Here is a 14,884-nt window from a genome sequence, read left to right as displayed (position 1 = left end):
GAACTGGTCAACGGCCGGGTCGCGGTCGATCAGGCCGACGTGGTGGTGCCGCTGGGCACGGCGCCGTAGACCGTCGGGTCCGGGCCGGTGCGAATGCCGGTGTCCAGGGTCGCGAGCAGGTCGTGGTCGTCGAGGGCCAGCTCGAAGTCGAAGACCTCCATGTTCGACCGGATTCGTTGCGGCGTAACCGATTTCGAGATCACGATGTTGCCGAGCTCAAGATTCCATCGCAGCAGGATCTGCGCCGCGGTCTTGCCGTGCCGTGCCGCGATCGCGTTGACCGTCGGGTCGTCGAGGAGCTGCCCGTGTCCGAGCGGGCTCCATGCCTGGGTGGCGATCCCGTGGCGGGCGTTGAAGTCGCGCAGTTCGGTCTGGGCGAAGCGGGGGTGCAGTTCGATCTGGTTGACCGCGGGCACGGTGTCGGTCTCGACAAGAAGCCGTTCGATCTGGGCCGGCGGGAAGTTCGAGACGCCGATCGAGCGGGCCAGGCCGTCGCTCTTGATCTTCTCCAGCGCGCGCCAGGTGTCGACGTAGAGCTCCCGCGACGGCACCGGCCAGTGGATCAGATACAGGTCGAGGTAGTCCAGGCCGAGGTTGGCCAGGCTCTTGTCCACCGCGGCGAGGGTGGTGTCGTAGCCGAGGTCGGTGTGCCAGACCTTGGTGGTGACGTGGAGTTGGTCGCGAGGGATCCCGGACGCGGCGATGCCCGCGCCGGTTCCGGGCTCGTTCTTGTAGTAGGCGGCGGTGTCGATCGCCCGGTACCCGGCTTCGAGCGCGGCCGCGACCGCTGGAGGTGCCTCGTCGTCGGGGACGCGGAAGACGCCGAAGCCGAGTTGTGGGATGGTGGTTCCGTCGTTGAGCACGACGTCGGGAATCTCGGATGCCGACATTTCTGGTCTCCTACCTGGGCGGTTCTCAGTCGGGGATCGGGAAGCGATAGCTCATACGGACGGTGTCGGCGGCGATCACGGCGAGCATGACCTCCACCGCGCGGCCTGTCGTGTCATAGACGACGCGGGTCAAATCCAGGACCGGGGTGCCGCCGGGCAGCTGCAACGCGACCGACTCCGGAGAGCTGGGCATGCGCGCGCTCCACTCCTCGCTGATCTCATCGAGCGGGTCACCGGCCTCGTCGAGGCGGGCGAAACCGCCGCCGGGGCCGGACTTCTCCTCGGTCAGCAGGGTGCCCAGCGCGAGATCGAGCGGGTAGTAGGAGTCGGCGAGCTGGTGCGGGCGGCCATCGACCACCGTGGTGCGTTTACGCACCCACACCGGGTCGCCTTCGGCGATGCCGAACGCGGCCGCCACGGTCGCGGGTGCGGGGGTTTCGCCGAGTTCGCGGTAGAGCTGTTTGACCGACAGCCCCTGCCCGCCGGCCTCGGCGTCGTGGATGGCGGTCCCGCCGGACTTCCATCGCGAGCGGGCATAGCGTTCGATGCCGTGGCGTTTGGGCTGGGCGCGCTCGCGCACGAACACGCCCTTGCCCTGGCGCGAGATGACCAGGCCCTGTTGGCGCAGCAAGTCAATGGCCTTGCGGGCCACGCCGGTGCTGCACAGGTAGGTGGTGCGCAGGTCCTCATAGGTCGGCAGCTGGTCGCCCGCGGCGTATTCGCCCAGTTCGATGCGTGCTCGGATGTCGTCGGCGATCCGGGTTTGGATTGTCCGCTCGTCGGTGATTTCGCTAGCCACGCAAGTCACGGTAGCAGGAGCACACCGCACAATCGGCACAGCACTTTGCTAGCAAAGTGGTTGACTGTTTGTGTGGCAGAGCTTACATTCGGTTGATCGTCATTCGCGGGCCCACCGCAACGCACGGTCGCCCCGCTCAATGCCGACTCGCACCCCGGACCGGGAGCGACCGCACGCGCATTTCAGGGGGCACGATGACTCGACTTCCCACCTCCCTACAGACCTCGCCGTATTTGACGCGCGTCGATCCCGGCGCCCCGCCACCGGTTCGGTATTTCTCAGACACGTCCGGGCCGACCGACCCGCACAGCGACCCGCCCGGCGAAGGGGCCGTGTTCGGGATCGTCGGGCTCGAACGGCGCGTCGACTGGCACACCGATGCCCGCATGCTCGACCTGCTCATCGCCTGCGCGCGCCGTCCCCGCGACCGCGCCGAGCTCGCGCACCGGTTCGGCGCCACCCTGGTGGACGAAGCCGTCACGCGGAGGTGGATCCAGGACCCGACCGAGTTGTGCCGGGACTACCACCTGGTCTCCGGCGAGATCGAGGTCACCGCCCACTGCAACTGGGGATGCCGAAGCTGCCCGGTCGCGGTCGACCCCAAGCCGCGCCAGACGATGTCGATGGCGGTGTTCGGCGAGATCATGGCCAAGCTGGTCGCCCACGGCGGCATCGACTACGTGACGTTCCAGTTCTTCAACGAACCCACCCTGGACCGGCACTTCGCCGAGCGCGTCGAGGTACTGGCCCGGTACGGGATGCCGTTGGCGCTCTACACCAACGCCTCCGCGCTCACCGCACCGAAGATCGAACTGCTGGCCCGGACCGGGGTGGTGCGCACGCTGGTGGTCAACCTCCCCAGTGACGACCCGGTCGAGTTCGCCGACCTGACCGGTTCCCGCAGCTATGCCGCGAGCACCCGCAATGTCGAGGCCGCGCTCGCGGCCGGCCTGCCGGTGCAGATCGGGGTCAACGGTGTCGGCGAGCGCGGCGCGGCCAACCTCGACGGGGTACGGCGCCGCTACGCCCCGCTCGGCGCGACGGTCACCGCGAACCTGATGTGCGATCGGGCCGGGGACGTCGGTGGGGAGTTCGCGCAGAACCTGCACATCACCGGCCCACTGACCGGGTGCGGGTACCCGGTCCATCACGCCAGCTTCAGCGTCGGCGGCGACCTGTTCTTGTGCTGCAACGACTACTACCAGCGCGAACGGTTCGGCAACATCGCCGACGGGTCGATCCGCGACCTGATGACCAGCGACGCCGCGGTCTTCGCACGCCGCAAGGTCTTCGGCGTCGATACCGCCGCCGACGACTTCGTGTGCCGGCGCTGCCACAACCAAACCCGCGACTTTCCCGCGCGCGACTTCGCGCCGATCGCCATCTTCGGATGAGGCACCAGATGATGAACATGCAACGGCCCGTGCGGATTTGGTACGTCGCCGCCCAGCGGCTGTGCAATTTCTCCTGTGACTACTGTGTCTCCACCGGCGAGTGGGCCAAAAGCAACCGCCAGGACTGGCGCACCGAGCAAGACCGCGACGACTTCGCCGCCATCGTCGACTGGATCGGCACCCGACCCTTCCCGGTCGATGTCCGGCTCGGCACGCTCGGCGAACCGTTCGCCTCCCCGGTGTTCCTCGACCGCGCCGCGTGGCTCACCCGCCAACCCGGCGTCCGGTTCGTCGAACTGCTATCGAACGCCTCCCTGCTGCAACGGCGTCTGCCAAAACTGGAGGCCACGGCCAATCTCGGCAAGTTGTCGCTGTGGCTGACCTGGCACGACGGACAGATGCCACTCGATAAGTTCATCGCCGCCGCCCGGTTCGCCCAAGACACCTACGGCTGCTTCGTCGTGGTCAACACCCTGCTGTTCGCCGACCACGACACCACCACCATCACCGCAGTCAAGGCCGCCGCCGACGCCGCGGGCCTGCGGTTCAACGTCGACCTCGGCTACGACCCCTCAGTGCCCTCCGACACAGAGACCGGCACCGACACCACGGCCGCGGTGCCGGTGCTGCGCACCGGTGGTGACGTGCTCGCCGCGGTCGCGGCCTGCGGTGGCGACCCCGAACTCACCCAGGCCGCGTTGGTCGGGTTGACCTCACCGCAGGATCGCGCGTGCCGCGCCGGCTCGGACTATGTGTTCATCGACATCCACGGCGACCTCTACCGGTGCTCGCGCTACGCCGCCCTCGGCCGCCACCGCTACGGCAACGTCCTCGACCCCAACTTCGACCTCCAACTGCGTGAAAACACCTGGGCACCGTGTGAAGCCGCTTCCGGCTGCGCCAACAAGGAGGACTTCCTCAACCTGCGCCTGGCCGAGCACCTGCGCCCCACCGTCGTGCCCAGCCTCGGCTGGGCCGACGCCTGAACCTACCGCCCACAACACCTGCCCGCATCATGAGGAGATCGACGATGCTGCTCACCGAGATGACCTGGCACGACTTCGATACCCGCAGACAGCGGGGCCTGGTGGTCCTGCCGATCGGGGCCGTCGAGCCCCACGGCCCGCACCTGCCCCTGGGCGCGGACACGATGATCAGCGACTACTTCGCCCAACGCTTGGCCGCCGACCTCGACGCAACGATCGCGCCGAGCATCGGCTACGGGGTGGCCACCCCGCCTCAACGCCTCGGCGGGGTCTTCCCCGGCGTCCTCGCCGTCACCGGATCGACCTTCACCCTACTGGTCACCGAGATCCTGACCGCCCTGGCCGAACACGGCGCGCGGCAGGTGGTGATCGTCAACTCCGCGATCGACAACCTCAGCTTCCTGTGCGAGGCCGCCCGGATCGTCACCACCGCGTTCGGCGATGCCCGGATCATGATCGTGGCTTGGTGGGACGTCGTAGGTGAGCCGTTCCGCAACGCCCTGGCGGCAGAAACCGGCGTCGCCCGCACCGACGACCACCACGCGGGCATGGTCGAATCCAGCCTCACCATGCATATTGCCCCGGCCGCGACCCGCGCCGGTCTCGCCGCCACCGATCCGGTGGTGTCGACGGCGCGCCGGTTCAGCTACGACGTGTTCCCCCTGCCCCCGGATGCCGCGACCGGCTCGGGGATCGTCTACACCGCGCACAAGGCCAGCGCCGAGATCGGTGCCCGCGTGGCCGATCAGGTCGCCCGCGAGATGGCGGCCGCGGTGCGGCTCGAGTCCGGCCTCGAGGCGATGGGGCGCTGATGGACACCGAGACAACGCATTTCCTGTTCTCGCCGTCGGCGACGTACCCGCGACCGGTCGCGTGCCTGATCGACCGCGACGCGCGCATCGTCCATGCCTGGAGCAGCGACCTCGACCAACCCGCGCCGCAGACCCGACCGCCGGGGTATCTGCGCGGCTGGAACCACGTCGAGCTCGGCGCCGACGGCGCCCTGTATGCGACCGTGCCGCTGCATTCTCTGCTGAAACTGGCACCGGACTCCACCCCGATCTGGCGCGTCGAGCTGCCCGTCCACCACGACCTGCACGTCACCGACACCGGCACCGTGTATGTCCTGACCGAGCAACCCAGACTCGTTGAGGGATCGGGCCGGGCGTTCGTTCTGCTCGACAACGCGATCACCGTCATCGACGACACCGGCGCACCCAAGGCGACCTTTTCGCTGTTCGACCTACTGACGAGCGACCGGGTGCTGTCCGCGCTGATCAGCAGCCACATCGAGCGCCGCCGCCGATCCCCCCACCACCCTGCCGCGCTGGCGACCTATCACGACCTGGCCGCCGCTGGCGCGTTGCGGGCGGGGCGCGCCGCGTCGCGGCTACTGCGGGACCTGCCTGATTCGCCAACGGATCTGTTGCACGCCAACACCATCGAGGTCCTTGGGGCCCACCCAGCCGGGCTTTGGGGTGCCGGGGACGTGCTGGTGTCGATGCGCGAGCTCGACACCATTGCCGTGCTCGACCTGGCCGCCGGTGCGGTGCGCTGGTGGTGGGGGCCGGGCGAGCTGTCCGGCCAGCACCAACCGACCCTGCTCCCGAACGCGAACCTCCTGGTGTTCGACAACGGTCAACGCCACGGCTACTCCCGTGTCCTCGAACTCGACCCCGTCGACCACACGATCGTGTGGCAGCACCGCGCTGACCCGCCGCAAAACCTGTTCTGCCCGTTGGCCGGCGGCGCCGAGCCACTACCGGGCGGCAACATCGTCATCAGTGACGCCCAGAACGGGCGGGCCCTCGAGGTGACTCGCGACGGTGACACGGTCTGGCAGGTAGTGACCCTCACCACCACCGGTGAGCGCGCCCAGTTCTACCGGATGGCGGCCGTCACCGGGCAGCGCGCCGCTGCTATGACCGGCCCGGCCGAGCACCCGGCCACCGCGGCGGCCCGAGATCTGCTCCGGTGCGAACTGCTCGACCCGGTTAGGACGAGCCGATGATCAGCATCATCATCCCGACCTTCAACCGGCCCGGACCCCTGCACCGGGCCCTGCGCAGCCTCACCCGCCAAGAACTCACCGACTTCGAGGTCATCGTGGTCGACGACGGCGGGCACCTGCCCGCCCGCCCTGTCGTCGACAGCTGGCGCACCGCACTGCCGATCCGGCTGATCGAGAGCGACCACTACGGGGTCTCGGCCGCCCGCAACACCGGATTGGCCGCGGCGACCGGTGAATTCGTTGCCTTCCTCGACGATGACGATGTCGTGTTCGCCCGGCACCTGCGCGCCGCGCACACCGTGCTCAACCGCGGCAGCGCCGACGCCGTCTACGGCGGGGCGCTGGTCAGCGACCGGTGGATCGAAGCGCCGCCGCGCGAGGTCCGCTGGCTGCCGCGCAAGGACTACGAGTTCGACGCCCGGTTCCTGCTGTGCGCCAACTACATCCACACCGGCTCGCTCGTGTGCCGCAACTTCACCGACACCGGCGCCCGGTTCACCGAGTCGATGGCCCACTGCGAGGACTGGGACCTGTGGCTGACCCTGCACCGGCGCCTGGGCTACCGCTTCGCCTACCTCGGGGAAACCACCAGCGTCTACCACCAGGTGCCCTCCTGCCGAGGCGCGGTCTCGACCGCCTACACCGCGAGTCCGACCCCGTTCACGCTGGCTCGCCGCCACCTGTTCGCCACCTGGCCCAGCACCGACGCCCAGATCGACGACTACCGCGCCTGGTTCACCGAGTTCGACGCCCGCCTCGACCAGCTCATCGGCTCCGGCCGCCGCGCCCCGGTCCACGTCTACGAGGCCGCGGTTCGGTCCCTGTACCCCGGCTTCGTTCGCGGCGAGCTCGCCGACTACGACGTGCTGGATGCGCTACTGCCCGAAAACCACTCCGTCCACCGTCAACCCGCGAAGGTCAGGTAGCCCATGCTCACCGCCGACACCGTCACCGCCTCCTACGACCAGCACGCGGCCGCGTTCGCCGCCGAAGCCGCAACCAGCGCCTACAACACCTACTACGACCGGCCCGCCGTGCTCGACCTGCTCGGTGATCTCACCGACCGCGTCGTCCTCGACGCCGGATGCGGACCCGGCCTCTACATCACCGAACTCCTCGCCCGCGGCGCGCACGTCATCGCCATCGACGCGGCCGCGAACATGATCGGCCTCGCCCGCCAGCACGCCGCCGGCCAGATCACCGTGCGCCAACACGACCTCACCCAACCCCTGTACTGGCTGGCCAACGGCTCCGTCGACGTGTGCCTGCTCGCCCTGGTCATCCACTACATCGACGACCGGATCGCGCTGCTGCGCGAACTGCGCCGCGTCCTGCGCCCCGGCGGGCACCTGATCATCTCGACCAGTCATCCCACCGCCGACTGGCTCACCACCGGCGGCGGCTACTTCGACACCGGCTGGGTCGAACAGAGATGGTCGTGCGGCATCACCCACCGCTTCTGGCACCAACCACTGCAAGCCTGGTGCGCGGAGTTCACCACGACCGGATTCACGATCGACGCGATCACCGAACACCGACCCAGCGCCGAGATGGCCCGCACCCACCCCGCCGAATACGACACCCTGACCCGGCAGCCGGGCTTCATCGCATTCCGCCTCACCTCGTCCATCGGGGTCACCGGGACCGGCGAGGGGGTCTGACATGCCAGAATGCGGCATGGCCACCATCGAACGCAATTCCCCGGAATTGCCCGTCCTCGCCGTCGTAAGCGGCCCGCCAGGGTCCGGCAAGTCCACATTGGCCCACGCGCTCGCCGCCGACATCGGCGTGCCCGCGATCATCCGCGACGAGATCAAACAGGGCATGGTCATGGCCACCGCCAACCCCGACGAGACCGGCTACGACGATCTCAACATCCCCGTCCTGCACGCCTTCTTCGAGGTCTTGACCTTGCTCGCCCGCGCCCGAGTCACCGTCATCGCCGAAGCGGCATTTCAAGATCGGCTCTGGCGGCCGAACTTGATGCCGCTCGGCACCATCGCCCAGATCCGCATCATCCACTGCACCGCACCACACCAGGTACTGCGCAAGCGGATCGCGCACCGTGCCGAGACCAACCCGCACCGCCGCGCACACAACGACGCCGGGCACCTGGCCACCATCACCACCGGCGACGACGCGGCTCCCACCTTCGTGCCGGTGAGTATGGACGTACCGGAACTGCGAGTCGACACCACCGACGGCTACGACCCCGGCCTCGAAACGATCGCGCGATTCATCACCCAACCCGATTAGCGTCGGGCCACGAACTCGGCCAGGAACCACGACCTGTGTCTAGCCGAGGGCACACCGTCGTACCCCATTCCACTGGCGCCACAATCCACGCGCCCGCCGCACCGCTCTCGTGGCGTCCGAGCCTGAGGTGAGGCCGCACGAGGAAGACGTTCAGCGATCTCGCGTTCCAGGCCTCCCGTTTTCGGCGATGGTGTAAGCCAAGTCGGTCAGCTCGTGCGGCCCCCGATCGCCTGCGCACTCGTCGCAGATATTGATCATCCGGCCGGCCAACGGGGCTGCGAAAGCCGGTAGGCCGGTGTCTTGCTCAAGCTCTTCATCCCACTCAACGGTGGTCTCCAATTGACATACGTCGCATGCCCAGGCTTGTTCATCCGTGTTGTTCGTCAATCCACAACGCTACGCCGTGCGATTGGGCAAATCGACCCGAAAGCTGCAGTGACGCACAGCAATCGAAATCCCGATCGGTTTCATTTTCTCGCGAGCAATACCTCCCACAGTGCCGCTGGACCAGACAAGGGCCGACTGCAGCCGACCAACGGGCCGATACTCTGAATCCACCGAACAGCACCGGGTGGGTGAATCTACCTCTGCCGCAGACATTCCCAACGATAGCGGCTGCGCAGTACGGCGGCTAAGAGCTGAATAATACTGGCGCAAACGATTCGGCAGCCAGCGCTGGTTCCGTCAACAGACGCTGGACCGTCGGCAACCAGCACCCAGGCCCGAAAGCAGTGATGTATCACCTCAGTATCCTGGCATGGCGGACGGCTGCTAGTTTACACCGCGCCAGGCTCTATGCACTGGAGACGTCGTCTACCATTTCCAGGTCAGAATCTCGGCGAGATCCGCGAGGCAGTGTCCCTGGGGCAACGCTCACCGAAGGCCTGGCAGGCGAGCCTCGATCGCGCGAACGCCGTTGTCGTGATGGACCTTCGCCGGGTCCATCACCCAGATGTCATTCCTGTACGGCCTGAATCCAATGGACGCCCACACTCTTCGCACCCGCTCAAGTTCCTCGCCGAAGCGAGGATGCTGTTCCAAGTCAAGACGAGCGCTTTCGTCGAAGAGGACGATCGGATAGGGAATCGTGGCCACCACGCCTGTGTCGGTGGAGGTGAACAGTCCCAAAATGCGGCTGATCAGCACCCGACCGACACCCCCCGCGCCTCGCCAGGCCGGAGCGAGGTTCACGCGGTCGATCAGCACCACGCGGTTGCCGAATCCCTCGACCATCTCGAGCAGATCCGGATGCAGTTCATTGCCCGCGAAGACCGGACTGAAGGCCTCATAGTCCGCGGAAATGCTGTCGAGCTGTTCGACCACGTCGCCGACTAGCGTCCCCAAATCGACCAGGACACCAGACATCTGCAACACCGACCAACACGCGTAGTCCTGCTGCTGTTCATGCAGGGACAACGCTCGCCCCTTCGCGATGGCCGTGTCCCACCTGGGGGCATCCTCCCCCTCGGGGAAGTCTTGCTCGTCATAGTCTTCAGCGCCGACCGTGTAGCGGGCCGAACCAGACCATTGGATGACCCCGGGATCGGAGTCAGCCCGAACGATAGAACCGTTCAGTTCGACATCGACAGAGAACAACGCCCAGGACACCTGGTCCAGATCGACTCGTTCCATCGCACACCTCAGCTCGGTTCGGACGCGACGCTGACAGCGCAACGTCTCTAGATTCACATCGTAGTTCCAGCACCGAACCACGCGGGGCCGGTTTCGCTGGCCCTCGATACCAGCCACGCCGTACTGTCGCCGTCACCGAAGCATTCGATATCCCTTTTACTGCAGGCAGATTCGTCCGTAGGCTCGGCGACCAGGGGCTGGCCCTTTGCGCCTCGTCCCTTGGATGGACGGCGCCTTCCGAGGAGAAGAAGCAGTGATGGAGATCGGTCCGTACCGAGTGTTTGGCATCCATTCCGACAAGGTGGTGACCCCAAAGCGGGTCATTCTGGACACCAATGTCGCAATCGACATCGAGAAGTTCTTTTTCGGCACCGGCAAAGTCGATCGCGACGCCCTGCGACAACTGCTCCACCAGTTCCCTCTCGCAGTGCACCGCTCTCAAACGGTCGATGTTGTCTACGGATTTGCAGTCAATGAATCCTCCTGGACACGCACCGGGAAGCACGATCCCCGTCGCGCTCAATCGCTCGCGGTCGCGTGCGATCGGATGTTCTCCTGGACCGCCGCTGAGATCGACCGCGCCTTCGCCAATCGCCACCCACCGGTGAACCGAGACAAAGCTTGGCCGCGGCAATCCAGCGTCGTCGGTAAACCTCTGCTGACAGATCACCCTCTGCGCGCTGTGCTCGTGAGCTACGCGACGGTGCTACACATCTGCCACCTCGATCGAACTCGCGCTAAGTGGAAGCACCGAGGCATGCCGTGGGCGATCGAGCGATTGACGAGCTGGGCCGAGAATGAATTCGGCGCGCTCGGGTCCTATGAGATTGCCGCCGCCGTCCGATTGTTCTGCGGCAACTCCGACGAGATAAGAGCCTGTCGTCGCGTACTCAAGATCGGTGGAAACGAGACCCCAGACGCCATCGCCGATAAGGCGTGGAACGCAGCATGGGACTTCGTCCATGTCCGGCTCACAGACGGCCTCGGCCTAGGATTGGCAGATCGTCAGACGCCACCCCTGCCGACCTGCCTGGTCACCAGAGACATCGATCCAGCCAACATCCGGCTGTCGACCCGGACCGGGATCATCATCGACGGCGGGGGCTCTGATCAGATGGTGGGAGTATTGGCGGACTACGTTCCTTCCAAGAGCTCGGAGAAGCAGCGGGTAGCCAGCAGTTTGAAGATGGATCCAATGACGGCCTATCGACGAGCTCAACGCGACCCGATGGCAGTGTTCGACCAAGCAATCACCGAACTGGAACGCCTCGAGTCGGAGATGGGAGTGACATGTTCGACCGTCGCAGGGTTCCGCGCTTCGCAACGCCGCTAAATCTGCCTGTCGGACAACCGGCTCCCCAACGAGCACAGGGCCGTGGACCGAACTGCTGCAGCCCGATCAACGGGAGCCACTGTTGATTCGGGCTGCGTGCAATGCGGCGGTAGTCGTCGCTTCTCCCCCGGCTACCACGCCGGCCGGGAGGCGGTGAGCGGCTCTCCATACTTCTCAGAACCGGGACATTCATCGCTGACCGCTGCCCGGGCCGGCATGGCGCGCTCGCGCGATCCGTGGCCCAACGAGGCGCTCGGCCTCGGCGAAGGGGTACCAAGCGGCATCGGTCACCTCGGACTCTTGAATCTGTCCGATATCAGCGTGGACTGCGACGAAGCAGTACCCGAAGTCCAAATGATAATGGACTGGTTCACGTTTGAGTGGCCGAGCCGGAACCCGGCCGTACTCGACGTAGACGGGGTTCGGTGACGCTGGGACAACCCCCTCGGGGTCGATCCCGGTTTCCTCCGCCAGCTCGCGCACAGCCGCATCGAGCAGTGTGACGTCCGTTTGCTCGAGGTGGCCTCCTGGTTGCAACAGAATTCCTCCGTACGCCTTGTGGCGCACCAAAAGGACCTCGGCATGCTGCCGGGCCAGCAGTGCGCCGACAGTCACATGCATGGGGAAGGTTCGTCGCGAGGCGAAGTCTTGTCCGTTGCGCAGCAACCCTATTGGCTCGGATAGGTGTTCGACCTCGGCCTGATGGTTCTCCAAATAGGCGGCGAGCGTGCCCGAGATGTCGGAGTCAGTGATCGCCATTGGAACCCTTCGCCGAGGTGCCTGGGGTACGCGAACGGCCACACTCTACCGACCCGACCGCATCGGTACGCGGCCGCAGCAAGCCGGATCGCCAACGGCGCCAACGCTGATGAGTGGAAGCGCATCGGCACGGTCGCTGGGAAATTAGTCGCGGCGCCCAACGCACTGCTGGGTGCCAAGACCGCCCGTCAGGTCGCCCAAGGCAGGGCACTGGGGCGGTCACCGTCACCCTGCGCTGGCTGATCACCAGTGGGCTACGCCACCGCAACAGACACAGACTTCCACACCCAACCCTCGTGTACCACTGACCGACCAGTGACACGCCACCCTCCGACGAATACGGGCCTCCTAGGCTGCCTGACCACAGTTGACAGCACACCCGGCCAGCACCTCGGCGAGTGAACTGATGCGGCGCCTTCTAGGTGTACGGCGACCAGCGCGCACCATCATTTCGCTGGAAGCTGGTGAAGCGGTGGCGCCATTGCTCATACAGCGAAGGATTGGCGGACAGCACTGGCAGAACGCTCGTGACCAGTTGAAACTCTCGTAGGCGCCGCAGAATCGGGAACCCGCTCCACGCGGTCACGTCAACACCGTAAGTGTCGACGACCTGCCGGTGGAAGTTGGTGGCGTAGTCCATCCGAAGATGCCCGACGGCGACGGGGGCAAGGTCCCATTCACGAGGACCATATGCTGCGCCGTCGAAGTCGCAGATGACTGCGCCCGCACCGCTTTTGATCAGGTTGCCGGTGAACGCGTCGCCATGAATCGGTCCCAGGGGGAGCGTCGGCTCGATGGATGCGAGGCCCTCGGAAAGCTCCTCGATAGTGTCGAGCAGGAACTGATGGTCGGCTGGGCTGAGGACTTGCTCCTCCCGGACGCGCTGGACTATCGCCTGCAGAGGGTCCCACAAGGGCAGCGGGTCGGCGGGTGGCGGCAGCGCGTGAACGCGACGCAGGATCTTGCCCAGGTCGACGCCGTTGGGAGGAGATGTGGATGCCGCGGCGGGGATGACGGTGTGCCAGAAGGTGATGGTGTGCTCGTCCAGGTGAAGAGGTTGTGGGAGGTCGTCGACGAGCCGAACCGCCGGGACGTCATGTCGGGCCAGCCAGCGAGCGACGCTGATGACCTTGTCCACTCGTTGCCGGATGGCGGTCGAGCCGGATATCCGGACGGTGATCGGGCTCGTGGCGAGGTTGTACACCGCGTTGTTGGTGAATTTCGCCAGCGCCGCGCCGCTGGCGTCGAGGCCGACTTTCGCGCACGCCGACTCCAAGACGGTGCGGGTCCAGTCCGCTGTTTCGCCAGCCTGTCGCGAGGAAGGAACAGTCATACCGACTCCTGCAACGTGCGGATGGACCGTGCCAGATCTTGCAGGCCCGGTTCCGGAGCGGCCTCGAGGGCGAGGTCGTGTAGTGGTTTGAGTCGGTGGATGGTGCGCACGGACCGCACTGTAGATGCCGCGGCGACGGCTTGTCGTCCTGCCTGTAGTCCGAGTTCGGTTGCCCCCACGCGCAGATACGCGCATCCCAGGGCGGTGGATTCGAAGCATCGGCTGCGGGTCATCTCGGGCCCTCGCATGCTGATGGCGCGCGTGAGGTGGGCGATGCCTGCCTGTATGTCCGCGCTTGTCGGCGAGGGTTGAGCGGTCAGGGCGACGCCGAACGAGGCGTTGAGGTCGGCCTCGCCGAAGAACTGGATCCAGGCTTGGACGTTGTCGGGGGTCGAGCGGGTGAATTCGTCCTCGGCGCGGCCGAGGGAGCGTTGCATCTGCGCGCGGTCGTCGAGCAGTGCGTAGGCCCAGGCCTCGTTGGCGCACAGCATCGCCACGGTGAGTGGGCAACCGGCGTTCTGCGCCTCCAGCTGGCCGAGCTGGAAGAACTTCAGCGCCACTCGATACATCTCGGGATCGGGCCTGTTGTGGTGGCTCGCCTCTCCTCCGCGGTGCAGGTGCAGGCGGCCGGCGCGGTAGAGCACGTTGGCCGCCAGGGAGTGGTCGCCGACCTTGTGCGCGATCGTGTGGGCGCGTTGGAAGTGTTTGCGGGCCGATCGGTAGAGCCCGAGGTCGAAGCTGGTCCACGCGGCGAGGTTGTGCATGTCGGCGAGGGCCGAACGCAACTGCTGGTGGGTGCGTTCGCTGCCGTCGGAGTTGAGTAGTTGCTGGGACCAACGCACCTGGGCTGCGATGGCGTCGCGACAAGCGCCGCCGCCGAACTGATAGTCCAGGGTGCGCATGGCCGCGGTGAGCGAGGTCATGCGGTCGATATCGGTTTGCCCGATGCTGTTGGGCGCGGGCGCAGGTTCGGCGTCGGCGTCGAGGGGTTGCCACCAGATGGCGGCGGTGCCCTCGTCGGTGCCCATCGTGACGTTGGCCGCGTGGGACAGCAGTTGTTTGATCTGTTCGCGCTCGGTGGGATCGGCGGTGCAGGCCGCGGCCGCCTGGTCGAGCCTGTGGGCGAGTGGATCGTCGAACGCCAGCCCCATGTAGCCGCGCGAGATGCCCATCCCGTCGGCGATGCGCACCAGGACGTCCCAAGCTTGGATGCGGCGACCCTTGCGAATCACCTCGTAGACCTCGGACTGGTGTAGGCCGGTCATCCGCGCGATCTGGCGTTGGCCGATTCCGGCGCGCTGCAGCAGGTCGAAAACGACCTTGAGATCGCGAGCAGCCAGCGCCCGCCGCATCTGCGGTGACTCCCAGATCTCCGGCGCGATTTCACTTCGCTGCGGACTCACGCAACAGCTCCATCCCATTCAGTGGCCATCTGTTGTCGACCACGTTCCCAGGTCCTCGGTCAGATCACTGGGAAACGGTCGGTGCCAA

Annotated in this window: 14 protein-coding genes; 8 read left to right on the top strand and 6 right to left on the bottom strand. The window is 66.4% G+C overall.

Annotated features, from left to right (window positions below):
• Positions 1–29: 29 nt before the first annotated feature.
• Positions 30–890 (bottom strand): aldo/keto reductase, encoded by an 861-nt coding sequence (locus tag ACWEVR_RS30740; protein WP_280306923.1) that lies wholly within the window; start codon positions 888–890, stop codon positions 30–32.
• Positions 891–915: 25 nt separating this feature from the next.
• On the bottom strand, positions 916–1,689 hold the full coding sequence (locus ACWEVR_RS30735; RefSeq protein WP_280306922.1) for a GntR family transcriptional regulator: 774 nt from the start codon (positions 1,687–1,689) through the stop codon (positions 916–918).
• A gap of 194 nt (positions 1,690–1,883) precedes the next feature.
• On the opposite strand from ACWEVR_RS30735, the gene ACWEVR_RS30730 reads away from it, so the two are divergent.
• From ACWEVR_RS30730 to ACWEVR_RS30700, 7 genes are read left to right on the top strand one after another with little or no spacing between them, the layout of a single operon-like run.
• Positions 1,884–3,083 carry a radical SAM/SPASM domain-containing protein gene (locus ACWEVR_RS30730; RefSeq protein ID WP_452469765.1) on the top strand — a complete coding sequence of 400 codons (1,200 nt, stop codon included), beginning with the start codon at positions 1,884–1,886 and terminating at the stop codon, positions 3,081–3,083.
• 8 nt (positions 3,084–3,091) lie between these two features.
• Positions 3,092–4,069 carry a hypothetical protein gene (locus ACWEVR_RS30725; protein WP_316575417.1) on the top strand — a complete coding sequence of 326 codons (978 nt, stop codon included), beginning with the start codon at positions 3,092–3,094 and terminating at the stop codon, positions 4,067–4,069.
• A 44-nt stretch (positions 4,070–4,113) separates the two neighbouring features.
• Positions 4,114–4,881 (top strand): creatininase family protein, encoded by a 768-nt coding sequence (locus ACWEVR_RS30720; RefSeq protein WP_280302078.1) that lies wholly within the window; start codon positions 4,114–4,116, stop codon positions 4,879–4,881.
• Positions 4,881–6,080, top strand: coding sequence for an arylsulfotransferase family protein (locus ACWEVR_RS30715; RefSeq protein WP_280302080.1), 1,200 nt, complete (start codon positions 4,881–4,883; stop codon positions 6,078–6,080). Before ACWEVR_RS30720 ends, ACWEVR_RS30715 begins: the two co-directional genes overlap by 1 nt.
• On the top strand, positions 6,077–7,006 hold the full coding sequence (locus tag ACWEVR_RS30710) for a glycosyltransferase family 2 protein (RefSeq protein ID WP_280302082.1): 930 nt from the start codon (positions 6,077–6,079) through the stop codon (positions 7,004–7,006). Before ACWEVR_RS30715 ends, ACWEVR_RS30710 begins: the two co-directional genes overlap by 4 nt.
• Positions 7,007–7,009: 3 nt before the next feature.
• The gene (locus tag ACWEVR_RS30705; RefSeq protein ID WP_316575418.1) at positions 7,010–7,741 is read left to right on the top strand and encodes a class I SAM-dependent methyltransferase; all 732 of its coding nucleotides are present in this window, start codon (positions 7,010–7,012) and stop codon (positions 7,739–7,741) included.
• 16 nt (positions 7,742–7,757) lie between these two features.
• Positions 7,758–8,336, top strand: a complete 579-nt coding sequence (locus ACWEVR_RS30700; protein WP_280302086.1) for an AAA family ATPase — start codon at positions 7,758–7,760, stop codon at positions 8,334–8,336.
• An 873-nt stretch (positions 8,337–9,209) separates the two neighbouring features.
• Here ACWEVR_RS30700 and ACWEVR_RS30695 read toward each other — a convergent pair.
• On the bottom strand, positions 9,210–9,968 hold the full coding sequence (locus tag ACWEVR_RS30695) for a hypothetical protein (RefSeq protein WP_280302090.1): 759 nt from the start codon (positions 9,966–9,968) through the stop codon (positions 9,210–9,212).
• Positions 9,969–10,224: 256 nt separating this feature from the next.
• Between ACWEVR_RS30695 and ACWEVR_RS30690 the strand changes: the two genes are divergently transcribed.
• Positions 10,225–11,301, top strand: a complete 1,077-nt coding sequence (locus tag ACWEVR_RS30690) for a hypothetical protein (protein ID WP_280302092.1) — start codon at positions 10,225–10,227, stop codon at positions 11,299–11,301.
• Positions 11,302–11,490: 189 nt separating this feature from the next.
• On the opposite strand, the gene ACWEVR_RS30685 is transcribed toward ACWEVR_RS30690, so the two are convergent.
• The 3 genes from ACWEVR_RS30685 to ACWEVR_RS30675 form a co-directional block, all read right to left on the bottom strand.
• A complete protein-coding gene (locus ACWEVR_RS30685) occupies positions 11,491–12,060 on the bottom strand; it encodes an NUDIX hydrolase (protein WP_280302093.1) in 570 nt (189 codons plus the stop codon).
• Between the two features lie 418 nt (positions 12,061–12,478).
• Entirely contained in the window at positions 12,479–13,393 is a 915-nt protein-coding gene (locus ACWEVR_RS30680) for a phosphotransferase family protein (RefSeq protein ID WP_280302095.1), read from the bottom strand.
• Positions 13,390–14,796: a helix-turn-helix domain-containing protein gene (locus ACWEVR_RS30675; protein ID WP_280302097.1), complete on the bottom strand. Its 1,407-nt coding sequence runs from the start codon at positions 14,794–14,796 to the stop codon at positions 13,390–13,392. The genes ACWEVR_RS30680 and ACWEVR_RS30675 overlap by 4 nt, the downstream gene beginning before the upstream one ends.
• Positions 14,797–14,884: the final 88 nt, after the last annotated feature.

This window comes from Nocardia sp. NPDC003979 (genome assembly GCF_053605015.1).
Note: the sequence above shows the minus strand (reverse complement) of the source record. Positions and strands in the feature narration are given on the sequence as shown.